The organism is Shouchella patagoniensis (assembly GCF_002019705.1).
Lineage (GTDB): Bacteria > Bacillota > Bacilli > Bacillales > Bacillaceae_D > Shouchella > Shouchella patagoniensis.
The window spans coordinates 3,956,762-3,982,857 of record NZ_KV917377.1; the positions used below are offsets into that span (position 1 = coordinate 3,956,762).

A 26,096-nucleotide genomic window follows, 5' to 3' on the forward strand; every position below is an offset into this window, starting at 1 on the left:
ATTGGGAAGGTGAGTTAAAGTAAATGGGAATTAAAAAACTAATAATCTGCATGTGCAGTGTAACGGCTACTGCGCTACTAACATTGTTGTTAACGCCGATCTCTTTTCAAGCAATGAGTTTTGGAAATGAGAATATCCTGCCTACTGATGAGCAAATTGAAAATTATCCAACAAAGCCAATTGAGGTCGTTGTTCCAACTGGGGCTGGGGGAGATACGGACCTAGGTGCAAGAGTACTCGGTCAATATATTGGAGATGAACTAGGCAGACCACTAGTCGTTACAAATATTGCTGGGGCTGCTGGGAGCTTAGGGAGTAGAGAAGTAGTTGAAGCAGATCCAGATGGATATCAAATCTTATTTTTTCACAACAACCTTTTGATTAACTATCTTTATGGAATGTCAGATTTTAACCATCAAGATTTTAAAATAGCCGCTGTTTCCTTATTTGATCATGGTGATACGTTTATTGTAAGTGATGATGCGCCATTCTCTGACGCTACTGAACTTGCTGATGAATCTAAGGATATTCCTGGTGAATTATCATTTGCTACTGAGATAGGAGGATATACTCATCTTCAAATGATGGCATATGAAGACGCTACTGGAGCTGATTTCCGTTTAATCGATGTTGGTGGTGCATCTGATAAAATTGTTGCTCTGCTCGGAGGACAGGTCGATGTGGTCCCAACAGCGTATGGTATCACCGTTGATTATTTAGAGAATGGAGACTTTAAAAGCGTAGGAGTCCTTTCAGAAGAAAGTTCGGAGTTATATGATCAAGTACCTACATTTAAGGAACAGGGTATTGATATTGAGTTTGAAAAATTTTTCTTTTTCGCATTTCCTAAAGAGACTCCTGATGAAATTGTGATGAAATTCTCTGAGGCTGTAAAAGAAGTAGTTGAAAATAACGAAGAATACCAAGAAAGAGCAGCTGGATATTACACGATTCCTACTTATATGACACCTGAGGAATCTACGTTATATATGGATGAGGTAAGTAATTATTATGAAACACTTATCAAAAGACTAGAAAATCAAGCGAATTAAAGAAGCTAGGTCTCTGACCTAGCTTCTTTTTTGCTTAGCCTTCAAATTCAGTTAAAGCAGTAAGTAGAGCCTTGATGTAGCCAATTGAATAGGCAAAACCAATACTTCCATAGCTCCATCCGATGTTGGAATGGGCCCAGTTTTTGTCCAAATCAGGACTGTCTCCTTCAAGAACGGGTACGTGATCCGGATTCAAACAACCATCAAAGCCGACCTTTTTTAACTCAAGTAGCAGCTTAAACATATTCATATCACCGTCATCGAGCAATGCTTCCTCAAATGCTCCAGCAGTAGGAAGTGATCCTCTTACATTGCGAAAATGAACTAAAAATAAACGGTTTTTTCTGCCATATTGATTTAACTCGTCCGTTACTAGAGAGCTTCCACCTTCTTCAGACCGGGTGCCGATACAATAAATATAGCCAACATTTTTGCTTGGAAATTCATCAATAATTCGACGATAACCAAGTCCGCCAAATGGAGTGCCTTGAAGCGGGGAGTCAGAGGGATGCATTCCTAATTTTACATTGGCATCTTCACTAGCAGGCACTAGATGTTGATAAGCCAGTAGAAAGCGCTCCCAATATTTTTCTTGGGATTCGAGACCAGGTACTGAATAGGGTTCATTGCTTAAAATTAAGCTCTCTCCTCTAGCTAAGGCACCACCCCTTTGGCGTGCTTTATAACTTTGAGTCAAATGGTTGTAAGTATCCCCAGAAAATCTCTGTCGTACAATAGGAATACCTGCTTCACCAAAAACCTTGATAGCGTTTACAGAATTGTCGATTTCAGAAATGCTACCATCCACGTTATTCATATAATCAAGAGAAAGGTTAGGAAGAGTAACGCGGTTAATATCCAACCCGAAAGAACGAATCCTTTTTTTCATTTTTAATAATGCATCTAAATCGGGGAAACCTTGTTCTTTTACTCCCGGAAAAGATGAACCAGTTCCAAAATCAACACAATCAATACCTAGCTGACTCATTTGCTTTAAGTCTCCATCAGTTAAATCAAATTTGGTTGTCGTAACAGATATTTTCATTGAGACCCTCCAAAATTAAATAATATATTATAATTGTAAGACAAACAAAAAGAAGCGTCAACAATTATCTACTTCTTAGCTCTGTTTTCTCGTTCCAAATTATCTTCCTAATATCTGATAAGATAATACAGCGTTTTGGACTAACGAACAATCCGGTAGGTTGTTGCGTGCAAGTGGCCCCATTCTTGACGTAAGGCATCATTATTTGTCATCTTTCAGGGATTAAATGGTGTTTGTCCGTTTTTGTTAAAGAAAAGCTGCGCTGTCACACAATAAGCGGCATGTGGGATATCTTCGTTTGCATTCGTCCAGATGGTGACGTCATCTTGCTGAGGGGTGTCTTCTATTGCGACATAAGCGGCTGTTTTTAAATAAGTGAAAAATGTTCCTGGATGAACCCATTCAGATAAAATCCATTCAATTGCTGAAATAGCAAACAGGACGGCTGCTAAACAATTTGCCCCGCTTTTTTCGGGAAAAGTATTGACGACTCCGAGCAAATGGTCGGGCAATTTTTTTGGAATAGTGTCACAGATCCAGTTGTCCCATTCCTGAGCATATTGAAATAAGATCGCTTGTTTTTGATCGAGGGTTTGGCGTTCCCACATAGCGGCTTGAATGACAACTGAATCAGAGACGATAAATTCTTCATCAATGCATGCTTCGCGGAAGTAAGATAGGGACAGCACAAGTCCGCGACTGTATGCATGTTGCAAGGACAGAAGTTGTTTTCGTTGTTGAAAAGGCATGTTCTCGAGCCAAGAGGGGTTAGCAAGGATAACGTTGTCAGCCTGCTTCGAGATTTGCCAAAATGCAAAGCAAGAAGCAAGCTGGACGTCAGCAGATGCTGGATGGTTGTGAAATTCCTGTCTCGGGATGATTAAAACGTCTTTTATGTAGGGAATGAAAGGGGGAAGATCCCGTTTGTTCAAGAAAAAAAAGTCTTGCTTGGGCACAAAGTGTTGTGCCCAAGCAGCGAGAGTGGTTGAAGTTGGCCGAACCGCTTTCATTAAACCCTCCTTTTACACTGATTATACAGAACATACAAAATATACAAAACATTCCTAGCTGACATGTGACAGCTAGGTTGCCAAGCTATCATTTTTTCGGGATATAGTTGAAAATGTCTCCGTTTTCTAGAAATTCAATGAATTGTTCAAGCCATTCATAATAGTCATTTGCATGTTGCACCTTAGATAAATCTGTCTCAATTTCTTTTGTTAGTTCGGGGGCGTTGTTTTTTAACTCAATTAAGTTGTGTTCCATTTGTGAACTCGCTTTTTTATTGCTTTCTACTGCATGGCGCCATTGTTTAGTAAAGATGGCGACAAATGACTCATACCAATCGTTTTCACCTGTGTATAAATCTTTTCGTACGCCTTTTTGCCAAACTTTTTTGGCCATATTAGCGTCAACGAGTTGGCGGATGCCGGTACTCATGCTTGTTTTACTCATCCCGAGTTGATGGCTCATTTCATCTAATGTTAACGCATCTTTTTCAAATAAGAGCGTGCCATAAAGACGTCCAACGGATTCCGTCATTCCATATAGATGAAGATTTGTTGATAACTCGTGAATAAATGTCTCCCTAATCAGTTGCAGCCTTTCATCATCACACTCAAGCGTATGTCCAGATTCCATAAAATTCCTCCAGTTAAAGCGATGAGTAAAGTGTAACAAAATAAGAAAAAAGCTAAAACTAAGGGGGACAGCAGGATGAGTTAGCATTCTGGAGGATTTGTAAGTATGGTAGAAGGTCAATCTGTTCAGTATAAACTGAACAATTAATTCAGACTAATAAAAAGCTATGCACTGTTTGATTAGTTTTTTATAAATAGGGTATAGTTACATGGTCATAAAGAAGCACGAATTAAGTAAAGAGGTGGAAAAACTTGTCGAAAATTAAAGTTGAGGGCTTAACGAAAGTGTTTGGGAAGAAACCTAAACGAGCTCTAGACATGTTAGCACAAGGGAAAAAGAAGCCGGAGATTTTAGAAGAAACCGGTCTCACTGTCGGTGTTGACAGAGCAAGCTTTGATGTAAAAGACGGAGAAATATTCGTAATTATGGGCTTGTCTGGAAGCGGAAAATCAACAATTGTTCGGTTATTAAATCGTCTGATTGAACCAACGACTGGCAGCGTTTGGATTGATGACGAAGATTTAGCAAAAATGGACGCAAAAAACTTGCGTGAAGTTCGGCGGAAAAAAATGAGCATGGTGTTCCAAAAATTCGGTTTATTCCCTAATCGAACGATAATCGAAAATGTCGAGTATGGGCTTGAAGTACAGGGCATTGATAAATCGGAACGGAGAAAAACTGCACAAACATCATTGGAGCTTGTTGGCTTAAAAGGATACGAGGATAGTTATCCTGATCAACTATCAGGCGGGATGCAACAACGTGTGGGACTTGCGCGAGCACTTGCAAATGATCCAGACGTCCTTCTTATGGATGAAGCATTTTCGGCGCTTGATCCGCTTATTCGTAAAGATATGCAAGATGAACTTTTAGACTTGCAAGAAAAAATGAATCGTACGATTATTTTTATTACGCATGATTTGGATGAAGCGCTGAGAATTGGTGATCGCATAATGATCATGAAAGATGGTTCTATTGTACAAATTGGTACACCGGAAGAAATCTTAACTCAGCCCGAAAATGACTATGTTGAACGATTTGTTGAAGATGTGGATCGTTCGAAAGTCTTTACTGCTGAAAATGTAATGATTCGTCCAGAATCCGTTAAGTTAGAAAAAGACGGCCCAAGGGTTGCTTTGCAACGAATGAAAGAAGCTGGTATTTCGAGTATATACGTTACAAAACGGAATAAAGAACTTGTTGGCATCGTCCATGCAAGTGACGTTTCTGAACTTATTAAACAAAATATAAATTCATTAGAAAGCATTATTGTCACCGATGTACCGATCGTTGAAAAAGATACGCCACTTAATGAACTTATGGACCAACTATCAATGAGTACAGTGCCACTTGTCGTTCTCTCTAATAATAAATTGCAAGGAATCATCGTAAGAAGCGCTGTTCTTGGGGCGTTATCGGGAAGTGAGGTTGATTTTAATGGATTTTCTACCCCGTCTGGAAATAGGTAGTTGGATTGAAGCATTTATCGACTGGCTGCAAAATGCGGGTTGGTTGTTTGACGGAATTTACACAGCGATTGAGGGATTGTTTGATGCCATTTATTGGTTAGTTGCTCTTCCTCCAAGCTGGCTCTTTATTATCATTATTGGAGCATTAACCTATTTATTAAACCGTGGAAAATGGGGCTTACTCGTCTTTGTCATTATTGGTTTAGTATTTATTGATAGTTTAGGCTTTTGGACTGAAATGCTCGATACATTAGCAATTGTACTGGCAGCAGGTATTATATCGATGATCATCGGTGTGCCATTTGGTATTTGGATGGCGAAAAGCAATCGGATTGAAGCGATTGTTAAACCGATTCTTGATTTTATGCAAACAATGCCGGCATTTGTTTATTTAATCCCTGCGGTTGCTTTCTTTGGCGTTGGGATGGTACCAGGGATTGTCGCTTCCGTTATTTTTGCGATGCCGCCAACAGTTCGGATGACAAACCTTGGTATACGCCAAGTGTCAACAGAATTAATTGAAGCAGCAGATGCATTTGGGTCAACTGGCGCTCAAAAGCTTTTTAAAGTCCAATTGCCGATGGCACGTGGCACAATGATGGCTGGTATTAACCAAACAATCATGCTTGCTCTATCAATGGTTGTTATTGCCGCGATGATTGGAGCAACAGGTATTGGCCGAAGTGTTTATCGCGCGGTTGGTCAAAATGACATTGCAGCCGGATTTGAAGCCGGGATTGCGATCGTTGTTTTAGCCATTATTTTGGACCGTTTAACACAAAGTTTCAGCACAAAAAAAGAAGGTTAATTGCAGGTGGTCAGAGGGCATTAAGCCCTCTTCACATATATCAATCATAAGCTTAGGGGGCTTTTATATGAATTGGAAACACGTAGGTATGACAACAGGTTTGACACTCGCTGTAACGCTTGCAGCTTGTGGCTCAGACGATAACAATGATACTGGGCAAGGATCCGTTGAAGATGAAGCGGATATGCTTTCGCAAGAAGATATTGCAGAAAACTTAACAAGTATTACAGGGATCGAGCCTGGTTCTGGTGTTATGACTGCAACAGAAAATGCAATTGAAGAATATAATCTTGATTTAGAATTAGATGACATGGGAAGCGCGTATATGACGCAAGTCCTTGATACAGCAATTAGCAATCACGAGCCAGTTGTTGTAACAGGTTGGACACCTCATTGGAAATTTGAAGCATTTGATCTTAAGTACTTAGAAGATCCAGAGAACGTATTTGGTGATGGAGAAAACATCAACACGTTAACTCGCACAGGTTTACAAGAAGATATGCCTGAAGCATATCAAGTACTTGATAACTTCTTCTGGGAACCAGAAGATATGGAAACAGTTATGCTCGATATCGAAGAAGGCACGGATGACCGTGACGCTGCATTAAATTGGATTGAAGACAACCGCGACACAGTGGATGAGTGGATTGCTGGTGTTGATGAAGTGGATAATGTAGATATTTCATTAACACTTGTTAACTGGGCAACTGAAATTGCTTCTACAAATGTTATTGCTGCTGTTCTTGAAGAAGTAGGTTACAATGTATCACTAACTGATCTTGAGCCGGCATTCATGTTCCAAGCACTAGCGAATGGTGAGGCTGATGCAAGTGTTGCTGCTTGGTTACCATTAACACACAGTAATTACATGGATGATCTTGGAGATCAAATGGAGGATCTTGGACCAAACCTTGAAGGTGCTGTTATTGGTCTTGTTGTTCCTGAATATATGGATATTGATTCAATTGATCAACTTCCAACAGCTGAATAGGCTGCTTTCTACCCCTCTGGCTAAGTCCGGGGGGATTTTTATATAACCAATAGCTAGCAACCATGCAAACAGCGAATTGTAGTAAAACGAAAAATACGAACTACGTGAGAAACGTCGTTGCAGTTTTTCTTGTTATCCTCGTATCTTTGAGTCGTTATAAGGGCAAAATGCGGATAATGAAAGGGTGATAACAATGAGTGCACTTGTAGCAGGTTTTTACTTAATTGTCTCACTTTGTATGTATTTTCTAGGGCGAAATCGGTTCTTAGATCGATTATTTTCTTTAATGGCTGTTGTTTCTTTGCTCATTTTCGCTGGGATTGTTTCTTACGCCATTTTTAGTATTATTAGTAATGAAACGGTGTTTATGACTTCTATTCATTCTCTTTTTTTAAATCCGTTTTTTCTTGTTAGCGGTGGGTATTTGTTGTTTTTTAGTTTGTACCGATTAATAGGGGATTTATTAGCGTATTAGGTGAAAAATAAGGCTGCCAGTTTACTGGCAGCCTTATTTTTTGTGGGGAGATGGTTAAAGGCTTTGCGTGCCGCTATTTAGTGCCGCAATAAAGTCATATTTTAAGAAAAATATATTTTTCCGAGTGGTTTTGTTTGAATTAAACAGAATCGTTTGTTAAAATGAATTCAAGATGGATTTATTGTATCGGCTGGTTGCTTGTGAGTATGAAGTTTTCGTCTACGTATTGAAATAAGAGGACAGTAACGTAGTATGCCTTCTGCTGTTTTAAGTGCTCCACAACAAACCAATGCGAATGAAAAAATAGAAGGCTGACGAGATCGTTTCGCACCTGCGAAGGTAAGAATAGCAAGACCAGCTGCAAGTCGGCAAAGTGCTTGGTTTAGATTCAAATTCTTCTCCATAAATAAACCTCCTAAAAAAGATGTGAAGAAATGTCACATTTTATGCGAATGAACTGACATAAATATGGTAAGATAAAACTAAGATTGAGTAGATGAAATGAGTGATGAACATGACAACAGAGCGAATACATCGTTGGACCAAAACACGGTTGCGTGAGCACTTAAGTGTTGTGAAAGGTGAACGCCCACCAACGCTTGTATTAAAAGATGCAACCTATTTAAATCACGCACGACGTAAATGGATCGAAGCAAATATATGGATTGCTGATGATCAAATTGTATACGTTGGTAAAGAGATGCCGGAATTGTTAGGTGATGCAGAGGTCGTTGACTGTAAGAATCAATACATTGTCCCAGGATATATTGAACATCACGCCCACCCTTTCCAATTGTATAATCCCCATAGCTTGGCGAAGTATGCATCGGAAAGAGGAACGACTACACTGATCAATGACAACCTAGTTTATTTTTTGAACTTAGAAAAAAAGAAAGCGCTTTCTTTAATTGAGAAACTGGAAGAATTACCGACAACGATGTATTGGTGGACTCGTTATGATTCACAATCGGAATTATTAAAGGATGAGATGTTTTCGAACTCTAAAATTAAAGCTTGGCTTGAGCATCATTTAGTTGTTCAAGGTGGAGAGTTAACGTCTTGGCCAAAAGTGTTGCAAGGTGATGATACAATCTTACATTGGATGCAAGAAACAACAAGATTGCGCAAGCCAATTGAAGGTCATTTACCTGGTGCTTCGGAAAAAACGTTATCTCAAATGGCACTACTTGGGGTCACTTGCGATCATGAAGCGATTACTGGTGAAGAGGTTGTACGTCGGCTTGATTTAGGTTATACAGTCTCATTGCGTCATTCGTCAATTCGACCAGATTTGCCTCGCTTATTTGAAGAGTTAAGGGAACTTGGAGTGGATTACTTTGGGCGTTGCTTAATGACAACAGATGGTTCACCGCCTTCTTTCTATGAAGAAGGTGTTATGAATCAGTGTATTCAGATTGCACTTGATGCTGGCCTTGATCCAGTTGATGCGTATGGGATGGTCACTTATTATGTCGCTCGATACTACAATGTTGATCATAAGTTAGGGATGATTGCACCTGGGCGCATCGCACACTTAAACTTCTTGAGTGATAAAAACAACCCAACTCCGATTAGTGTGTTAGCAAAAGGGCAGTGGGTTATGCGCGATGGTCAGCCAGTGGAGAAGGAAGCACCATTTAACTGGAAAGATTATGGCATTGAGCCAATTAAGATTGATTGGGAATTAAAAGAAGAAGAGTTGCACTTTTCAATGCCAATGGGAATTGAGATGACTAATGCCGTTATTTTAAAGCCATATCAGACGATGTTAGAAACGGCAGCAAGTGAGCTTAGTACGGATCATGATGAATCGTTTTTTGCAATGATTGATAAAAAAGGTAAATGGCTTGTCACAACCACTCTAAAAGGGTTTTCAACGTCAGTGATGGGTCTTGCAAGTTCCTATAACTACACAGGAGATATCATTTTAATCGGAAAATCACTCAGGTCAATGGTGCAAGCGTTTAATGAATTAAAAAAGCAAGGTGGCGGACTGGTGCTCGTTGAGAATGATGAAGTCATTGATCAAATTCAATTGCCTTTACTCGGCATGATGTCGGATGCATCGATGGAAGAGATTATGGAACAAGAGCGGTCGTTTGTGAACAAACTGCGTGCTCGTGGTTATACACATGAAGATCCAATTTACAGTTTGCAGTTCTTTTCTTCGACGCATTTGCCTTATATTCGAGTAACACAACGTGGAATCTACGATGTTCGAAAGAAAAGAATTTTATTTCCAGCGATTATGCGGTAGAATAAAAGTACTTTGATGCTTTACCACTTTAAAATTTACCCGCATCGTAGAGATGGCACAATACTCGAAAGGTGTGACACTGTTTGCAAATCAATAAATTACGCGGCAAAGAGCTAGATCAATTATTTAATTCGATCTTGGCCCTGAAAAACTTAGAGGAAGCGTATGAGTTTTTTGATGACTTGTGTACAATTAATGAGATTCAATCGTTAGCACAACGGCTTGAAGTAGCTCGCATGCTTCGAGATGGCTACACTTACCATAAAATTGAAACCGAAACCGGGGCCAGCACAGCGACTATTTCGAGAGTGAAACGTTGTTTAAACTATGGTAATGATGCTTATCGATTGACACTTGATCGGATTGAAGCACAAGAGGAAACACAAGAATAACAAGGAAAACGACTCTACATAAGTAGGGTCGTTTTTATTATGACTATTTTAGGCGATTCCATTATTCAATCAGAAAAAAAGAAGTAAGGTTTTAATAAGTCTTCCAATTTTGATATTGAGAAAAAGATGGCGTCGCTTGGTGCAATCCGCTACAATAGACGATAAAAACAAAGGAGACTAGTATGAAACAAGTAAAACGAAAATTGGCTGGAGCTAGCATGCAAAAGCCATGTGATACGCTCCTTATAAATGGAAAAATTATTGATGTATATACTTGTTCTATTTATGAAGCTTCCGTTGCAATAACAGATGGAGAGATCATTGGAATTGGTGATTATACAGAAGCAAATGAAATCATTGATATAAAAGGAAAGTACATAAGCCCCGCTTTAATTGATGGCCATGTCCATATTGAGTCAGCGATGGTTCGTCCTGAAGATTTTGCGAGTGTCCTTCTTCCAAAAGGTGTGACGACAGTTATTGCTGATCCACATGAACTAGCGAATGTTGCTGGTGCTGAGGCAGTCGAGTATATGTTGCGTGCATCAACGAATTTACCACTAGATGTGAAGATGATGGTTCCATCAAGTGTGCCAGCTGCTTCATTTGAGGAAAACGGGTCAGTATTGACAAGTTCTGATGCTGAGCGACTTTTTCGAGATGGGGGTGCGTATGGATTAGGAGAAGTGATGGACTTCCCAGCTGTTTTAAATGGTGATGAAGAAATGCTAAAAAAAATTGAGCTGGCGAACACATTCGGGGCTGCTGTGGATGGGCACGCCGCAGGCTTGAATGAAGCGGCGTTAAATGCGTATCGCGTTGCTGGGATTGAAAATGATCATGAAGCCGTAACTGCAGAAGAAGCGTTAGCACGAGTGCAGCGTGGGTTTTACGTATTAATGCGAGAAGGAACAGCTGCTCGTGATGTGGAAGCATTGTTACCGGCTGTGACATCAGCGAATGCCCGTCGCTTTGCATTTGCAACGGACGATAAACATCTTGATGATTTGATCGAGGAGGGCAGTGTCGATTTTAATGTACGGAAAGCGATTAAGCTCGGAATGAACCCATTACAAGCCATTCAAATCGGCTCATTAAATGCTGCAGAGTGTTTTAAATTGGACAAAAAAGGTGCGGTTGCTCCTGGTAAAGAAGCGACATTTCTATTGGTATCTGATTTAGACGCTTTTCAAGTAGATGCTGTTTATGTAAATGGGCAGCTTGTTGCCGAACAAGGAAAGTTAGTAGAGCCAATTCGAGAACCAATTCCCGTGCCGGAAAAGTTGTTAGAAAGTATGCATGTAGCGCCATTTACGATTGAAGATCTTTCTTTACGGTTAACAAATTCGGAGGCGACACCAGTTATAAAAGCGAAGCTTGGTTCCATTGTCACAGAGAAATTAGTTGAACGAGTGGAGGCAACTAATGGGGTATTTCAACCAGGTTCAGGTCATTTAAAACTTGTTGTTGTCGAACGCCATCACGCAACTGGTCATATCGGTCTAGGTATCGTGAAAGGTCTAGCCTTTTCTGAAGGAGCAATCGTAGCAACGGTTGCCCACGATTCCCATAACATTATAGCCTGTGGTGCTGATGACAGGAGTCTCTATCATGCGATTCACCATGTAGCCGAAATTGGCGGTGGTATGGCAATTGTAAAGGGAGATCAGGTGCTTGCATCCATGCCACTTCAATTAGGTGGACTGATGTCAATCGAACCGGTTCCCATAGTAAAAAAACAATTGAATGAGCTACAAAAAGCGCTTTTGGAAATAGGATACAACGAAAAAGTAGATCCGTTTTTGACGCTGGCATTTTTAGCTCTTCCCGTTATCCCTTCGATTAAATTAACATCAAAAGGATTGTTTGATGTAAACAGCTTTTCTTTTCTTACACAATAAAAAAGATGGTGCATGTATGTATGCACCATCTCTGACTTTAGACAAAATACCTCTGAGATTTATCTCAGAGGTATTTTGGGTTAATTAAAGTTAGAGAAACATTTTCAAACGAGTTGACTATCTTTTTTTGTTCATCAATATAAAACAAGTCGTTTATCCCACGTGAACGGGCAGTGAAATCTCCACTTAAAACTGCACCATCTTTTTTAATGAACACCGTTGCGTTCGTCCCATTTTTCTTGCGCTTTTAGTAAGTAAACAATTTGACCAATATGATACGCATTATGGATAGTGAGGTGGGCGATCTCTTGATGCCAACTCTCGAAATTTTGATCAGTTGTTTGGTTTAGTGCTTCTTCCCATCTATGATAAATGCCATCCACTTTTTTAATGGTTTCCTCCAGAGAACGATTTTCTAGATTAGTGAATGTATCTTGATTTGAGTTAAGGTGATGATTCGGTAATTCTTCACCAAGAAACCTTTTTAAGTAACGCTCATTATAATAAATTAAATGGTTGAGCGTCTCCCAAATACTATTTGTTTTTGGGTTGGGTTTGTAAGTGGCTTTTGCTTGATCCAATTCTTTAATAGCTTCCATTAGCGATACAAACCAGCCGTTTGTATGATGATTGGCTTTCAATTGCATCAACAATGTTTCTCGTAAATTCATATCACTCACTCTCCTTTGGTAATAGTTTAAGCTGATCACTATTTTCTTGGTACGATTCAGACTGAATGGAAGTACGATGGTAGTCGCCCTCGACCCACGCTGTACGTTGAGAATGGTAGCTGTCACTTGTAACATGCCCTGATTGGCCTGGACCAACGATATGAAAAGTTTCTGATAAATTAGCTAGGTCCATTACCCCACGCCAACCAGCTCCATGTGTTACAGCACCCGTTTCACTGTTGTACCCTGCTGCTTTTACTGTAATTCGACTACCATCAACCGGGAGCGCTTCTGCATTAAGTAAGTAGTTAAGTGGTGAGATAGCTGCAAGGGGATGGTTAAAAATCACTTGGTGATAATCGCCCCATTTCCAGTCTTCTGGGGTATCTCCTTGTAAATCAGTGGCACGATCAACTGCACGGGTAAAGCTTGACGATGCTAACTGTTCGAGTCCTCCTGCTTCTTCTACCCACGGACCAGGTTTTCCTGTTGACGCTGCGCGAAGCAGTTCGTCAACAATATTTGCTCGTCCATCAAACAACTCAGAGACTTCTTCAGGGATTCTCTCTGAAAATAATAGGTCGGTAAGCTCCTCAATCCAAAAATGAAACAGAAGCGGACCGGCTTCCTCACGTGAATCGATTTGGTTCCAAGAACGCAGCATGGAAAGTGCAGAATAATCGATTTTTCGTAATTCTTCTTCAGACAAAGCATCTGTTAATAGAGGGATAAATTCGGCAGCTTGGAGATTAACAGCGTCCATTTGCAACGCCTGCATATCTTCTACCGTATGATCATCTTTTTCCTGAAGTACATCTAGAATGCGTTGATGACGGTATGGTTGGGCCCAAGTGTGGGTTAAGTGATATGGGTAATCATCGCCTGCAATTTGGTTATTTGCGGTAGAAATATAACCTGAATCTGGATCGATCATTGTCGGTAATTCATCCCAAGGAATATACCCTTCCCATTCGTATTCAGAATCCCAACCAGGAACAGGTAAAAGGGCGTCATCCCCGCTTGGTCGAATTGGAATTAACCCATTCGCTCGGTAAGCAATTGTTCCATCTGTGCTAGCAAAAACAAAATTCTGTGCAGGAGCCTGGAAGTTTCTTAAGGCTGCTTCAAATGAATCCCAATCATTCGCGCGATTAAATCCGATAACGGCTTGAAGCTCGGTTGTTGCTTCATAAGCTGTCCAGCGCATCGAGAGTGCGTAATCTTCTTCATCATTTAAATGTGCATAATCAGATAAGATTGGACCATTTTTTGTTAAAACAATTTCATGCGTTACTGGATCGTCGTCTGCCACTTGAATCTCTTCTGTAATAACTTCTGCTTCATACCATTCATCATCATACAAAAATTGGTGTGGATCTTCCGGATGACGCTGTTCAAAATACAATTGTTGCACATCTGGTCCTACATTGGTGACGCCCCAAGCAATGGATTCATTGGAACCTAAAATGATCCCTGGGACACCTGCAAAGATAACGCCAGTAACATTAACGGATGGGGAAGATAAATGGGTCTCATACCAAATGCTTGGCGTCGCAAGACCTAAGTGTGGATCATCTGCAAGCAATGGTTCACCTGATGCCGTTTTCTCACCTGACAGCACCCAGTTGTTGCTACCGTTAAAAGGATGTGGCAAATAGTCTGCTGTTGAACCAAAGGCGGTTCCGACATCAATTGGAATCGATTTTGCTACATCTAAGATGACCGGTCCATCTTCTGGATAAACGGGAAGTAAATCAATTGCTTCCGCATCAGTAACATTTTGTGCGAGCCAGTAACGAAATGCCTGTCCTTGCCAGTTCCCACCTAAATCATAAGCCATGAATTTTCCAATTGTTAGTGAATCAAGTGGTTCCCAAGGAGTGGGTTCATATCCTGCTAACCGAAACTCTAGAGGTAGCTCACCTGCTGTTATTGCTTGTTCCATATACGCATTGACACCTGCGGCATACGATTCCAAATAAGAGTAGGTCTCTTCGTCGTAAGCTGCCGCAGAAGCTTCAGCGGCTCGGCGCAATCCAAACGTACGAAAAAAGCGATCTTGGTCGAGCATGGAGGCACCTATGACCTCGGCTAACTGACCAGAGGCTTGGCGTCTGCTTAAATCCATTTGAAATAAACGATCCTGTGCTGTGACATATCCTTGAACGAAATACAAATCTTCATCCGTTTGTGCTTCAATATGAGGAACGCCTTGAGCATCCCGGTACACATCCACTTCATTTGAGAGTCCGGAGAGGGAAATCTCACCGCTCGTTTGAGGTAATGGTTTTTTTAGTTGTACATACCCCCATATTGCAGTTGCTGCGAGTAGAACAATAATTCCCGTAACTCCAATTAAAAGCACTCGCTTTATAGATATCCGTTTTTTTCTTCGGCCCTGTCTTGGTGCTGTTTCCATCAAAATCCCCCTATCATTATGTAAAAAGAGAACGCTTACACTATTTTATTCGGAAACGGGTAGGCTGAATCCTGCATTCTTATTTGCGTTTTCCAGACAATCCTTCATACTAGAGGGGATAGAGAACGAATGAAGGAGAGGATGGGTACAATGATTTTAATTGAAAATGAGCATCTTCTAGTAGAAATTGCAAATAAAGGAGCAGAAATTCGTAGCATCTGGAATAAAGGTCGAAAAAAACAACTGATGTGGGAGGGTGATCCAGCGTATTGGGGCAGGGTATCACCTGTACTGTTTCCAATCGTTGGTAAGCTGAAGGATAATCAGTACACCCATAAAGGGGATACATATAACTTACCTCAACACGGATTTCTGCGCGATCAAGTATTTGTGACAAACACATTAAAAAAGGAAGAAGCTTTGTTTCATTTTGAATCATCGAACCAGTTTGCGGATGTATATCCATTTGAATTCACTGTTTATATCACATACACGTTAGAAGGCAACACATTGAAGGTCAGCTGGAAAGTCTCCAATGATAACAATGAGCCAATGTATTTTTCCATTGGTGCCCATCCTGCTTTCAATGTCCCGTTTCGTGAAGGTGAACAACTTGCTGATTATGAATTGCACATACAGCCAAGTGAAGAGATGAAGCAATTTGAATTAGAAGGTGGTTTCGTTCAAGAAAAGCAGCAAGAAACCGTTGCAACAACCCTCTCACTAACCGACCATTTATTCGCGGCTGATGCGCTAATTTATGAGAATGCAAATAATATTACACTCCGATCAACAGAAGATGAAACAGAACAAATTACCGTTCAATTCCCCGACTTTCCGTATGTTGGAGTATGGTCGAAGTATAATGATGAAGACCAAAGCATTGCACCATTTGTGTGTATCGAACCATGGTTTGGACTTGCAGATACCGCCAATACAAGCGGTGAACTATCAAAGAAAAAAGGGATTCAAACGCTTCAAGCGTATGAATCGTTTAGAGCGTCTTATACGATGACGTTTACGTAATGATAAAAACCGGCTTTCAGAGGAAAGCTGGTTTTATTTTTGGTATAGGATAGCCCCTCGGTCGCTGCCCGTTCTGTAATGTCACGATTTCGTCAATGTTAGTCAGAGGATTCGAATAATTTAAGGAGAAAGATAGATGTATACATCGATAAATATGGGGGTGTTGCAATGATCTTTTATACAATTCGGTGCATTACATGTAAGCAAGATTATAAGATTATGGAAGGGTCAAAGCTTTATAAAGAGTATAAAGAAAATCCGTCTGAACAACGGATGTGTCAAGAGTGCGTGGAACAGATTGAACGAGATGCAAAGAAGCAGTTTTTTGGATAATAGAAAAATAGAAGGCAGATCATGTTATGTGGTGTAGTCATGTTTTAATAAAACCCTTTTTCAGTGTTTCACCTCATTCTCTTTTTACATGCTACATTTCGAGCTTATACGGCAAGCGATTGTTATTAGAAAAAAGACCTGTTCAAAGGTCTTTTTTTCGTTCTCATGATTAACTACGTGCAAGCTCTGAACGTTTTCCTGCTTTCATCACCATACCTGGCAATGATTTGGGGAACCACGATTCGACCGTGCGCGCTGAGGTGAGTAATTTGTCTAAATTAATACCGGTAGTCACATCAATCTCGTGGAACATATGAACCAAATCTTCGGTACAAACATTGCCTACTGCAAGTGGTGCATATGGACATCCACCAAGCCCGCCGAGGGAAGCGTCGAAATGAGTTACCCCAGCTTCATAGCCTGCAAGTACATTTGCAAGAGCAAGACCACGGGTATTATGAAAATGCAGCCCGAGCGGTATGTTCTCGCCAAATTGGCTATAAAAGAGACGAACAAGTTGTTTCACTTGATAGGGATTGGCCATGCCGGTTGTATCACCAAGTACAATCTTGCTTGCTCCAGCATGTAAAAACTTTTCTGTCATTGATAAAACGTCCATTTCATTCACTTTGCCACTAAAGGGACATCCAAATGAAGTAGCTAAAATTGCTGTGACAGAAATATCTTCTGCTGCTTCTTGAACGTTAGGGAGCAAATTAGCGAGTCCTTCTTCAACCGAGCAATTTGAGTTCTTCTGATTGAATGCATTGCTCACAGCCATTGAGACGTGTAGCTTCGTAATGGTTGAATGGAGGGCTCGTTGAATGCCGCGCTCATTTAACGCAAGTCCTGCTACTTCAATTCCTGCCGGTCTATCCCAAGAAAGAAGGACTTCTTCGGCATCTGCCATTGCGGGGACATGTTTTGGGTGCACGAAAGAAACCGCTTCCAAATCAGTGACGCCTGAATCCGTTAGCATCGATAACATGTCTACTTTCTGTTCAGTAGAGAGCAAGGTCGACTCGTTTTGCAAACCATCACGAACACCAACTTCACAAATCGTAATCATGAAAACAACTCCTTTAAATAGAGATTGGTAGATGTAGCAAGTATAGCATATAAGAACTGAATCTTTTGAAGTAACAAGTAGCATTCAAATAGAAGTTGGTGCATAGAAATAGAAAAGAGGAACATGCCTGCGCAGCTGTTCCTCTTTTACTTCATTTATGCTTGCATCGCCAAGTATCTGAAAAAACTTACCGCCGCAATGATGACTACAGCAATTAAATAAATGATGGATAGCCGTTGTTCTCTCACGCTTTCTGTTTTTAGCGCCTGTAAAATAAGAAGGGCGACTAAGACGATATTTAAGAGCGATACGATAAAAAATGGAAAAATACTTTGATACAAATTCTGCGAGGTGATTCCCACAATATTCACGAGGGCTACGAGAACAAATAGCCACATATAAACCATCATTAAAAAAGTAGGACGTTCTTTTTTCTTATTGTTTTCAGACATGTGTAAGCTCCTTACGTAAATAATTTCTTTTCCCGCCATTTTCCATAGCGATAATACAAATAAGCAAATAAACTACTTAAAACAAAGCTTGCACCCATACCAAGTGCAATGCCTGATTCTCCAAACCAAGCGGAAAACAAAGTTGTTAAAGGATATCGCAACACCCAGAGCGAAAGAATATTTAAGACAAGCACTTGGTACATTGCGCCGGCAGCGCGGACGATTCCGTTTAAAACAAAGTTTAACCCAAGAAACGGATAACAAAATGCAATCATTTGCAAGTAGTTACGACCAAATGCAACTGCTTCTTCGTCTTGAATAAACAAGCGTACACCTAGCTCTGCAAGTAGAAGAATAATTAAGGCGACAATACACATTAATGCTAAATTATAGATAGCAGCTGTTTTGGCAAGCTTGGCTAGCCGTAATGGAGCATTTGCACCAATCAATTGGCCTGCCATGCTGTTAACGGCTGTACCAAGCGCAGCAGCTGGAAGCATAATGAGACTGTCGAGGCGCTGTGCCGCGCTGAATCCAGCGACTGCCGTTTCACCAAAAGAAGCAACGGTGCCCATAATCGCTGCAAGAGCAGCCGAGATAACGACCATTTGTAATGACGCTGGAATCCCTAACCGAAAAATGAGTGCAATTTCTTCTTTTGCTGGAATGCTTGCCTTTGGAATGGGCATACGATTGTTCTTGTAAACTGTGTACCCGCCATAGAGAAAAGCGAATCCCTGTGATAGTAGTGTAGCATAGGCGGCTCCTTCAATGCCTAAGTTGAATACTGCAATAAACACCGGATCAAGGACAATATTAAGTCCAACGGCAAGTCCGACAATTTTCAATGGTGTTTTACTGTCTCCAAGTGCACGTAAAACAGTTGAAATAAAATTGTAGCCAACTAAAAAGATCAACCCGAGAAAATGGATTTGTAAGTAAGCTAAAGCTCCCTCCATCATTGATTCAGGAGTTCCAAGTAGCAAAAGAATGGTAGGAGCAAGCAGAATGCCGAGTGCGCTTAATAAAAGGGATAAAAAAGCAAATAGCACCATAAACGCATTTAAGTACTTGATTAAACCTTGTTCATCTTTCCGCCCCCGCTGCTGTGAGAGTATTGTTAATACGGCGTTGTTTAAACCGAGCACGAGTGAGAGGACAGTGAATAAAATAGTGCCAGCAATAGCGACTGATCCGAGGGCGTTCCCCCCAAGAAGATTACCTATCCAAAGGCTGTCGACTAATTGGTAGGACGTTTGCAACAGATTCGTTATCATAATTGGACCGGAAAAGACAATTAATTGTTTTAATAAAGGTCCATTAGTGAAATCCAATTGATTTTGCTTCATTAAAAAGATCCCTTCGTGCTTTGTATAATTAGTTTAACATGGGTAGAATCCTTACAGTATCTTAATGTTTGCTTCATAGTATCTAAATAGTAAAAGCATATAATGAAAGCATCAAGAAGAAGGAGGCGCTCGATATGGAAGATGACATGCAATATGAGACAGGCGAGAATATGGTAGTAGGCGCAGGGTGGGCACTTGCAATCAGCATTCCTTTATGGGTTGGCATCATTCTTTTAAGTTATGTGCTATTTATTTCATAAAAAGAGAAGAAAAAATAAAAATTTGTAGCCGTAACCAGTTGATACTGGTTTTTTTGTTGTTTACCCTTTTCAATCTTTCATGTATGATAATGATTATCAATACTATTATAAATGAACGAAAAAAAGGGTAAAAGATATGGGCAAACAATCAGCCGAAACAACTTTAGAGAAAGCAAAAGAAAAGTCTAAGCCGCTTGGTGCAGTTTTTGTCGGACTTATCGGGCTTGCTCTTCTTATTGTCGCTCTTCTTTTTTCCATTTCATATGGGGCGGCGCAGATTGATCTTAAAACCGTCTGGCAGGCTGTTTTTCAATTTGATCAATCGATAACGGATCATCAAATTATTCAAGAAATTCGTCTCCCACGTGCGCTTGGCGCTGCACTCGTTGGCAGCTTTCTCGCTGTATCTGGCGCAATTATGCAAGGGATGACGCGAAATGCGCTAGCCGAGCCATCTATTATGGGGGTTATGGACGGCGCTGCTCTTGCAATAGCGATTATGTTCGCGTTTGGAGCAAGTGTCTCTGGTGTAAGCCTAATGTTTGCAGCATTTATTGGAGCTGGAGCAGGTGCTGCTTTTGTTTTTGCTGTTGGATCGCTTGCTCGCGGAGGACTCTCTCCGGCGAAATTAGCACTCGCAGGTGTAACGGTTGGGGCATTTTTAAGTGCCATATCATCAGGCATTGCCATTCATTTTAACGTTGCTCAAGATATTAGCTTTTGGTTTGCTGGTGGTCTAGCAGGGATGAACTGGTATAACATACGTTTGATTATCCCTGTAGCGATTGTTGGTTTAGGATTTGCCTTCGCACTGTCCCGCTCGGTGACCGTGTTAAGTTTAGGTGAAGATGTAGCTCGTGGACTCGGGCAGCGTATTTTATTAATAAAAACACTAGGTGTTATTGTAGTTTTGCTTCTTACTGGAGCTGGAGTAGCGGTTGCGGGGGCAATTGGCTTTATTGGGCTCGTTATCCCTCATATTACGAGAGGGCTAGTAGGCGTTGATTATCGTTATATTATTCCTTGTTCAGCTGTACTCGGTGCTCTTTTACTTGTCTCCGCTGACTTGGCGGCAAGACTTGTTAATGCACCTTATGAAACGCCGGTTGGAGCGATGACTGCTTTAATCGGGGTCCCTTTCTTCCTTTATTTAGCACGTCGTGAAGGGAGAGGCCTGAAATGAAAAAAACATTTTTAAAGCGACCGACAACCATTATGGGTATGCTCATCGTTGCGATTGTTGTCCTTTTCTTTGTTAGCCTGCAAACTGGCGCAATTCAAATTAGTCCAACGCAAGTTGTGCGGACATTGTTTGGGTATGGAACCGAACGGGATGCATTGGTCCTGTTTGAATTCAGGCTGCCACGCATGGTTATTGCGTTATTAATTGGCGCGGGACTTGCTGTATCTGGAGCAATTTTACAAAGCATATCGCAAAATGACCTCGCTGATCCAGGAATTTTAGGGATTAATACGGGAGCGGGACTCGCTGTAGTTATCTTTATTTTCTTCTTTCAAGGGTCGTTAACTGGATTAGGTGGCTTTTCCGTTTTCATCATGCCATTTTTTGCGCTTATTGGAGCGTTAGTTGCTGCTATTCTCATTTATGTGCTTGCTTGGAAACAAGGAATCACACCCGTTAGGCTGATCTTAGTTGGAATCGGTTTAAATGCTGCATTTAGCGCTTTGCTCATCGTCATACAATTACGGATGGAACCAAACGATTTTATGCAGGCGACGATTTGGTTAACGGGAAGTATATGGGGGACTACGTGGACGTATGTCTGGGCCGTGTTGCCTTGGATTCTTATTCTTATACCACTTGCTTTTTATAAAGCAAGAACATTAAACGTTATGCAAATTGGCACGCAGTCAGCGGTTTCATTAGGAGTCCCGCTTGAGCGGGAAAGACGAACGCTGCTTATTTTAGCTGTTAGTCTTGCTGCTGTCTCAGTAGCTGTTGGTGGAGGAATTGCTTTTCTTGGTTTAGTTGCACCACATATTGCACGTCGCCTCGTTGGTCCGAGGCATGAAGTACTGATCCCAGCTGCTGCTTTGACAGGTGCATTGATTTTACTTACGGCTGATATGATTGGGCGAAACTTACTCGCGCCGTCTGAAATACCAGTCGGCATTGTGATTGCTATTCTTGGAGCGCCTTACTTTTTGTATTTGTTAATGAGAACGCCATAGGAGGGACTTATTTTGTCACGTTTATCGACAGAGAAGCTATCAATTGGATACGAAAAAAGAGAGATTGTGAGCGATCTTTATCTTCATATTCCAGATGGGAAAATTACAACGATTATTGGACCAAACGGCTGTGGAAAGTCAACCATACTTAAAACCGTTGCGCGAATTCTAAAAGCGTCAAAAGGAGCCGTTTATTTAGATGGTAAGTCGATTCATAAACAATCAACAAAGGAAATTGCGAAAAAGATGGCTGTACTTCCACAGTCTCCTGAAGCGCCAAGTGGATTAACTGTTCAAGAACTTGTGGCATATGGTCGATATCCTCATCAAAAAGGGTTTGGCCAATTAAAAGATTATGATCACGAGATTATTAAGTGGGCTCTTGAGCAAACAAATATGCTCGAATTTGCGGAGCGCTCCATTGAGGCGCTTTCTGGTGGGCAGCGACAGCGAGTTTGGATTGCAATGGCTCTTGCCCAAGAAACGGATATTCTCTTGCTTGATGAACCGACAACATACTTGGATCTTGCGCATCAACTCGAAGTATTGCAAGTACTCGAACGTTTAAATAGAGAACAGAATCGAACGATTGTAATGGTTATCCATGATTTAAATCATGCTGCACGCTTTGCTGATTATATGGTTTCCATTCGCAACGGCAAGATTATGAAAGAGGGTTCTCCAGAAGATGTGATGTGTTCGGATGTATTGCGGGACGTATTCCAAATCGATGCGAGCATCGTCTCAGACCCTCGAACAGGGAAGCCGGTCTGCTTAACGTATGATTTAATGAACGAACAACACCATCATGAAGAGCAAATAGAAAAGATTCCAGCGCTTGTTTAAGCGCTGGAATCTTTTATTTTAGCGCTAGTTTAATAGCAATCCCAATTTGTTCAGTAAATTGTCCATCTTCGTTGAGTTTAAGGAGTTCACTCGTTAAGTGCGTCTCAAATTCGCGAGAACGGCTACCTAGAAACCGTTTGGCTCCAAAGGAAGTGGAATAGAGATGACCAATAATTGTTTCAGGTGTCCATATAAAAGAATAAAAGGGAAGTTCAACTTGATCAAACGTAAAAGAAGAGGATTGAATGATTTCTTCATGACGAATGCTCGGATGGGTATAAGTTGTTTTGCCGGCTCGGCGTTTTTTTCCGTACCACTGCTCTGTCACATGTTTAACGGTTTGTTGCCATTGTTCTGTTTTTTGTCCATATTGATCAATAATGGCGATGCCGCCGCCAGCAACAATTCGAGGATAAAGCTGTTCCAAAGTTGTTTTTCGGTCCATCCAATGAAAGGCCTTTGCGATTGTAACAAGCTTTAAATTGTCCTCATTGTTGGTTCTCAAGTAGGTATCGAGTGTACCGTGCAACCATTTGGTGTTTGTTAGTCGTAACGTCGAACTAAAATCTTGAGCTTCTTGAATCATTTCTAACTCGGGATCGATGCCAATGATCTGATCAAACCAATCAGAAAAACGACAAGCTAGTTGCCCAGTGCCACACCCTAAATCAAGCATCGTGCCGTCTCCATTCGTTGAAAAGGTATGGATCAGAAAACGAACTAAAGAGGGTGGATATAACGGTCTGTACTTCGAATAAAAGGAAGCGGTTCCTTGGAACAACTCGCTTCCATAATCGCTCATCTTAGTCTCTCCTTTCTAGTAACAATATGATTATCGTATCATTAAATGGAATGTTCATCAGTATAAGTTTCACTGTCGATTAATGCAAGATGAATAAGGCGATTCTCATTATCAATAAAGAGTCGACCTTAGTCATACTAGGGTATAAAATGAACTTAAAGAAAAAATAATTGATCTAATTGAGAAAAGAGGATTGACAATGATAATGATATTCGTTATCATTTAAATATAACGTGATACATACACGTCAGGTTTCTATAGACCCCCTTATGGATACCTCCGCCTTAGACAAGCGGAGGTCTTTTTTTGTTTTCAAAAAAAATAACCCAGAAAACCTTTGCTACTAAAGGATTCACGGTTATTGAGTTTGCTTATTTTTCATTGCTGGTAGTGAGGTTGGCAGGGTTTTTCGATGCGTCTCTTCTAAGATTGAGCTTTATCTATTTAGTCGTCCATTTTTCTATATTGTTCATAACAACGCGCACCAATGATGTTGGTAGTTGAATAAAATACGACTAAAGCTGTTTTTTATTCAATTGTTTGGATAAACTGTCTATGAACAAGGAAAGAAATGAGGCCGACCAGTATGCTTTCATCTGATGAGTTGTATTTGTTTAAACGAGAACTAGCGAGATTGGAAGAAGAGAAGCAGAAAATACCATTAAATCATAAGTATAAATTGTTTTTAGATGATCAAATCGATTTACTACAAGACGTTATTCGATCACATGAAGAGTAACTCCACTTCTACCGCGGTAAGAGTGGAGTTTTTTTATTTAAAGCACTCGTCTGGACACCGGAGAATGAACCTGCAATAATGTAACACGTATGTATTAGTTGTGATGAGGGGAAGTAAGTAAAAATGTCTGTATCGTTGTATCAATTTTTAAAAGAAAATACATGGGAGTTAACAGAAGAATGGTATAAAGGGTTGGATAAAACAAAAGGTGGCGTATATGGTTCGACGGTTCCAGAGAAAATTCAAGAGCTGAAACAACAAAACCATGAATTCCATCTTATTTTTGTTGAGCTCTTTAATGAAGAAAGCGAACGTTTAGACGATGAATTTGGCCAATGGGTAAATAAAATTGTTTTAGACCAGGCCCATTTAGCAACGCCCCTGCCGGAAATAATCGAAGAATTTTTTAATAACCAAACCTTATATTTAAAAACAATAGACACATACGTTGAAACGCATAGTCCTGAATTAAGCATTACGGAGTATAATAAATACATCCAGTTGCTTCTTCACGCCTTTCAACAAATTGTGATTGAGTTTAGTAAACGGAATCAAGAAAAGTCAGAACAATTATTGTTAGCTCAAAAAGAAATGATAACAGAGTTAAGTTCTCCTGTTATCCAGCTAAATGAACAGATTGCTCTTTTGCCGTTAGTAGGTGAAATTGATACACATCGTGCAAAAGTTATTTTTGAACAGACACTTCAGAGCTGTGTTGATAATCGGATTCAGTCGCTCCTAATCGATTTGTCAGGAGTTCCTGTTGTTGATACGATGGTTGCTAACCAGCTGTTTCAATTAATTGAAGGTCTTACGCTAGTAGGCACAATTGCTTCATTATCGGGCATTCGTCCAGAAATTGCGCAAACAGCAGTTCAACTAGGCATTGATTTTAACCGGACAAAAGTGTATGCCACAATCGCAAGTGCATTATCAAAATTAAATTTTAATGCAATGTAGTGTGCGGTTGATCATCGTTTAGAAGTAAGCGATAATGAGGAAGATAACGTAAACTCGGAATAACGTGTGGATACACGTTACCGAGTTTTTTCTTGTGTATGAATGGAAACAAAAATGAACCATTTTTTCACTTAATGTTTGGGGGACATACGAGGCGAACTTTGATATAATGACATGCAGAACGAACGTGCGTATAAAGGGCATGGTCAAAAAAGGGGGGCGCGCTTCTGGCAAGCGCAAGTCATGAAAAATTACGATGAATGGTCGCATGTATTTAAGCTAGACCCCAATAAAGAAATTACTGATGAAGACTTGGAATTGATTTGCGAGTCAGGAACGGATGCAGTCATTGTTGGTGGTACGGACGGGATTACCCTTGATGATACGTTGTCCCTTCTAGTGCGCGTTAGACGATATCCGGTGACAGTGGCGCTAGAAGTATCAAATCTAGAAGCGATCACACCAGGTTTTGATTATTATTTAATTCCAGCGGTGATGAATAGTGAAGACGTAAAGTGGATACTAGGACAGCATCACACAGCGGTAAAAGATTATGGTGAACTGATTAATTGGGAAGAGCTTATTATTGAGGGATACTGTGTCTTAAATGCAGAGGCGAAGGTAGCTTCTTTAACGAATGCAAAAACGGACTTAACAGAAGAGGACGTTATGGCCTATGCTCGGTTGGCAGAGCATATGTACAAGTTTCCTTTCTTTTATTTAGAATATAGTGGCACAAAAGGGCCCGTTGAAATGGTTAAACGGGTCAGTCGTGTGTTGAACAAAACAAGGCTCATTTATGGTGGCGGCATTACAAATGGAGATGAAGCAAAAGAAGTTGCGGCTCATGCGGATGTTGTTGTTGTAGGGAATGCCCTTTATGATAATTTAAAACAAGCTTTAAAAACAGTACGTGCTGTTAAAGAAGCTAGAGGCGGTGAATAAC

27 protein-coding genes are annotated in these 26,096 nt (G+C 40.6%); 17 read left to right on the forward strand and 10 right to left on the reverse strand.

Annotated elements, in window-relative coordinates; all coding sequences use genetic code 11:
* The first annotated feature begins 23 nt into the window (after positions 1 to 23).
* On the forward strand, positions 24 to 1,052 hold the full coding sequence (locus BK584_RS20455) for a tripartite tricarboxylate transporter substrate binding protein (protein ID WP_245808920.1): 1,029 nt from the start codon (positions 24 to 26) through the stop codon (positions 1,050 to 1,052).
* Positions 1,053 to 1,086: 34 nt separating this feature from the next.
* On the opposite strand, the gene BK584_RS20460 is transcribed toward BK584_RS20455, so the two are convergent.
* From BK584_RS20460 to BK584_RS20470, 3 genes are all read right to left on the reverse strand, one after another.
* The gene (locus BK584_RS20460; RefSeq protein ID WP_078394302.1) at positions 1,087 to 2,097 is read right to left on the reverse strand and encodes a mannonate dehydratase; all 1,011 of its coding nucleotides are present in this window, start codon (positions 2,095 to 2,097) and stop codon (positions 1,087 to 1,089) included.
* Between the two features lie 215 nt (positions 2,098 to 2,312).
* Positions 2,313 to 3,107 carry a hypothetical protein gene (locus BK584_RS20465; RefSeq protein ID WP_078394303.1) on the reverse strand — a complete coding sequence of 265 codons (795 nt, stop codon included), beginning with the start codon at positions 3,105 to 3,107 and terminating at the stop codon, positions 2,313 to 2,315.
* Positions 3,108 to 3,195: 88 nt separating this feature from the next.
* Positions 3,196 to 3,738 (reverse strand): GbsR/MarR family transcriptional regulator, encoded by a 543-nt coding sequence (locus BK584_RS20470; RefSeq protein ID WP_078394304.1) that lies wholly within the window; start codon positions 3,736 to 3,738, stop codon positions 3,196 to 3,198.
* 251 nt (positions 3,739 to 3,989) lie between these two features.
* Here BK584_RS20470 and BK584_RS20475 point away from each other — a divergent pair, with 251 nt between their 5' ends.
* From BK584_RS20475 to BK584_RS20490, 4 genes are all read left to right on the forward strand, one after another.
* A complete protein-coding gene (locus tag BK584_RS20475) occupies positions 3,990 to 5,207 on the forward strand; it encodes a quaternary amine ABC transporter ATP-binding protein (protein ID WP_078394305.1) in 1,218 nt (405 codons plus the stop codon).
* The gene (locus BK584_RS20480) at positions 5,176 to 6,015 is read left to right on the forward strand and encodes an ABC transporter permease (RefSeq protein ID WP_078394306.1); all 840 of its coding nucleotides are present in this window, start codon (positions 5,176 to 5,178) and stop codon (positions 6,013 to 6,015) included. Before BK584_RS20475 ends, BK584_RS20480 begins: the two co-directional genes overlap by 32 nt.
* Before the next feature lie 67 nt (positions 6,016 to 6,082).
* On the forward strand, positions 6,083 to 7,006 hold the full coding sequence (locus BK584_RS20485; RefSeq protein WP_078394307.1) for a glycine betaine ABC transporter substrate-binding protein: 924 nt from the start codon (positions 6,083 to 6,085) through the stop codon (positions 7,004 to 7,006).
* A 193-nt stretch (positions 7,007 to 7,199) separates the two neighbouring features.
* Positions 7,200 to 7,481 (forward strand): hypothetical protein, encoded by a 282-nt coding sequence (locus BK584_RS20490; protein ID WP_078394308.1) that lies wholly within the window; start codon positions 7,200 to 7,202, stop codon positions 7,479 to 7,481.
* A gap of 167 nt (positions 7,482 to 7,648) precedes the next feature.
* Here the strand turns inward: BK584_RS20490 and BK584_RS20495 are convergent, their stop codons facing one another.
* On the reverse strand, positions 7,649 to 7,885 hold the full coding sequence (locus tag BK584_RS20495) for a YgaP family membrane protein (protein ID WP_078394309.1): 237 nt from the start codon (positions 7,883 to 7,885) through the stop codon (positions 7,649 to 7,651).
* 110 nt (positions 7,886 to 7,995) lie between these two features.
* Between BK584_RS20495 and BK584_RS20500 the strand changes: the two genes are divergently transcribed.
* The 3 genes from BK584_RS20500 to ade all read left to right on the forward strand — a co-directional run bounded on the left by BK584_RS20500 (position 7,996) and on the right by ade (position 12,031).
* Complete coding sequence (locus BK584_RS20500; RefSeq protein WP_078394310.1) at positions 7,996 to 9,738, forward strand: adenine deaminase C-terminal domain-containing protein; 1,743 nt, start codon at positions 7,996 to 7,998, stop codon at positions 9,736 to 9,738.
* Positions 9,739 to 9,821: 83 nt separating this feature from the next.
* Positions 9,822 to 10,130 (forward strand): YerC/YecD family TrpR-related protein, encoded by a 309-nt coding sequence (locus tag BK584_RS20505; RefSeq protein WP_078394311.1) that lies wholly within the window; start codon positions 9,822 to 9,824, stop codon positions 10,128 to 10,130.
* A 182-nt stretch (positions 10,131 to 10,312) separates the two neighbouring features.
* A complete protein-coding gene (gene ade, locus BK584_RS20510; protein WP_078394312.1) occupies positions 10,313 to 12,031 on the forward strand; it encodes an adenine deaminase in 1,719 nt (572 codons plus the stop codon).
* A 206-nt stretch (positions 12,032 to 12,237) separates the two neighbouring features.
* Here the strand turns inward: ade and BK584_RS20515 are convergent, their stop codons facing one another.
* Positions 12,238 to 12,702 carry a DinB family protein gene (locus BK584_RS20515; RefSeq protein ID WP_078394313.1) on the reverse strand — a complete coding sequence of 155 codons (465 nt, stop codon included), beginning with the start codon at positions 12,700 to 12,702 and terminating at the stop codon, positions 12,238 to 12,240.
* A gap of 1 nt (position 12,703) precedes the next feature.
* The gene (locus BK584_RS20520) at positions 12,704 to 15,121 is read right to left on the reverse strand and encodes a penicillin acylase family protein (protein WP_078394314.1); all 2,418 of its coding nucleotides are present in this window, start codon (positions 15,119 to 15,121) and stop codon (positions 12,704 to 12,706) included.
* A gap of 129 nt (positions 15,122 to 15,250) precedes the next feature.
* Here BK584_RS20520 and BK584_RS20525 point away from each other — a divergent pair, with 129 nt between their 5' ends.
* On the forward strand, positions 15,251 to 16,147 hold the full coding sequence (locus tag BK584_RS20525; RefSeq protein WP_245808921.1) for an aldose 1-epimerase family protein: 897 nt from the start codon (positions 15,251 to 15,253) through the stop codon (positions 16,145 to 16,147).
* A gap of 168 nt (positions 16,148 to 16,315) precedes the next feature.
* Positions 16,316 to 16,480, forward strand: a complete 165-nt coding sequence (locus tag BK584_RS24275) for a DUF2197 domain-containing protein (RefSeq protein WP_139365723.1) — start codon at positions 16,316 to 16,318, stop codon at positions 16,478 to 16,480.
* 169 nt (positions 16,481 to 16,649) lie between these two features.
* Here the strand turns inward: BK584_RS24275 and BK584_RS20530 are convergent, their stop codons facing one another.
* The 3 genes from BK584_RS20530 to BK584_RS20540 all read right to left on the reverse strand — a co-directional run bounded on the left by BK584_RS20530 (position 16,650) and on the right by BK584_RS20540 (position 19,350).
* On the reverse strand, positions 16,650 to 17,549 hold the full coding sequence (locus tag BK584_RS20530) for a hydroxymethylglutaryl-CoA lyase (RefSeq protein WP_078394316.1): 900 nt from the start codon (positions 17,547 to 17,549) through the stop codon (positions 16,650 to 16,652).
* Positions 17,550 to 17,704: 155 nt separating this feature from the next.
* Entirely contained in the window at positions 17,705 to 18,001 is a 297-nt protein-coding gene (locus tag BK584_RS20535) for a hypothetical protein (RefSeq protein WP_078394317.1), read from the reverse strand.
* Between the two features lie 11 nt (positions 18,002 to 18,012).
* Positions 18,013 to 19,350 (reverse strand): MATE family efflux transporter, encoded by a 1,338-nt coding sequence (locus tag BK584_RS20540; RefSeq protein WP_078394318.1) that lies wholly within the window; start codon positions 19,348 to 19,350, stop codon positions 18,013 to 18,015.
* A 134-nt stretch (positions 19,351 to 19,484) separates the two neighbouring features.
* Here BK584_RS20540 and BK584_RS25435 point away from each other — a divergent pair, with 134 nt between their 5' ends.
* The 4 genes from BK584_RS25435 (at position 19,485) to BK584_RS20555 (ending at position 22,649) form a co-directional block, all read left to right on the forward strand.
* Positions 19,485 to 19,610, forward strand: a complete 126-nt coding sequence (locus tag BK584_RS25435; RefSeq protein ID WP_281255770.1) for a hypothetical protein — start codon at positions 19,485 to 19,487, stop codon at positions 19,608 to 19,610.
* A 136-nt stretch (positions 19,611 to 19,746) separates the two neighbouring features.
* Positions 19,747 to 20,793, forward strand: coding sequence for a FecCD family ABC transporter permease (locus tag BK584_RS20545; RefSeq protein ID WP_078394319.1), 1,047 nt, complete (start codon positions 19,747 to 19,749; stop codon positions 20,791 to 20,793).
* Positions 20,790 to 21,803 carry a FecCD family ABC transporter permease gene (locus BK584_RS20550; protein WP_078394320.1) on the forward strand — a complete coding sequence of 338 codons (1,014 nt, stop codon included), beginning with the start codon at positions 20,790 to 20,792 and terminating at the stop codon, positions 21,801 to 21,803. Before BK584_RS20545 ends, BK584_RS20550 begins: the two co-directional genes overlap by 4 nt.
* A 12-nt stretch (positions 21,804 to 21,815) precedes the next feature.
* Entirely contained in the window at positions 21,816 to 22,649 is an 834-nt protein-coding gene (locus tag BK584_RS20555) for an ABC transporter ATP-binding protein (RefSeq protein ID WP_078394321.1), read from the forward strand.
* A gap of 13 nt (positions 22,650 to 22,662) precedes the next feature.
* On the opposite strand, the gene BK584_RS20560 is transcribed toward BK584_RS20555, so the two are convergent.
* The gene (locus tag BK584_RS20560) at positions 22,663 to 23,451 is read right to left on the reverse strand and encodes a class I SAM-dependent methyltransferase (RefSeq protein ID WP_078394322.1); all 789 of its coding nucleotides are present in this window, start codon (positions 23,449 to 23,451) and stop codon (positions 22,663 to 22,665) included.
* A gap of 586 nt (positions 23,452 to 24,037) precedes the next feature.
* On the opposite strand from BK584_RS20560, the gene BK584_RS24780 reads away from it, so the two are divergent.
* The 3 genes from BK584_RS24780 to pcrB all read left to right on the forward strand — a co-directional run bounded on the left by BK584_RS24780 (position 24,038) and on the right by pcrB (position 26,095).
* A complete protein-coding gene (locus tag BK584_RS24780; RefSeq protein ID WP_169871420.1) occupies positions 24,038 to 24,190 on the forward strand; it encodes a hypothetical protein in 153 nt (50 codons plus the stop codon).
* A 123-nt stretch (positions 24,191 to 24,313) separates the two neighbouring features.
* A complete protein-coding gene (locus BK584_RS20565) occupies positions 24,314 to 25,150 on the forward strand; it encodes an STAS domain-containing protein (protein WP_078394323.1) in 837 nt (278 codons plus the stop codon).
* Positions 25,151 to 25,393: 243 nt separating this feature from the next.
* Positions 25,394 to 26,095, forward strand: a complete 702-nt coding sequence (pcrB, locus tag BK584_RS20570) for a heptaprenylglyceryl phosphate synthase (RefSeq protein ID WP_078395766.1) — start codon at positions 25,394 to 25,396, stop codon at positions 26,093 to 26,095.
* Position 26,096 lies beyond the last annotated feature (1 nt).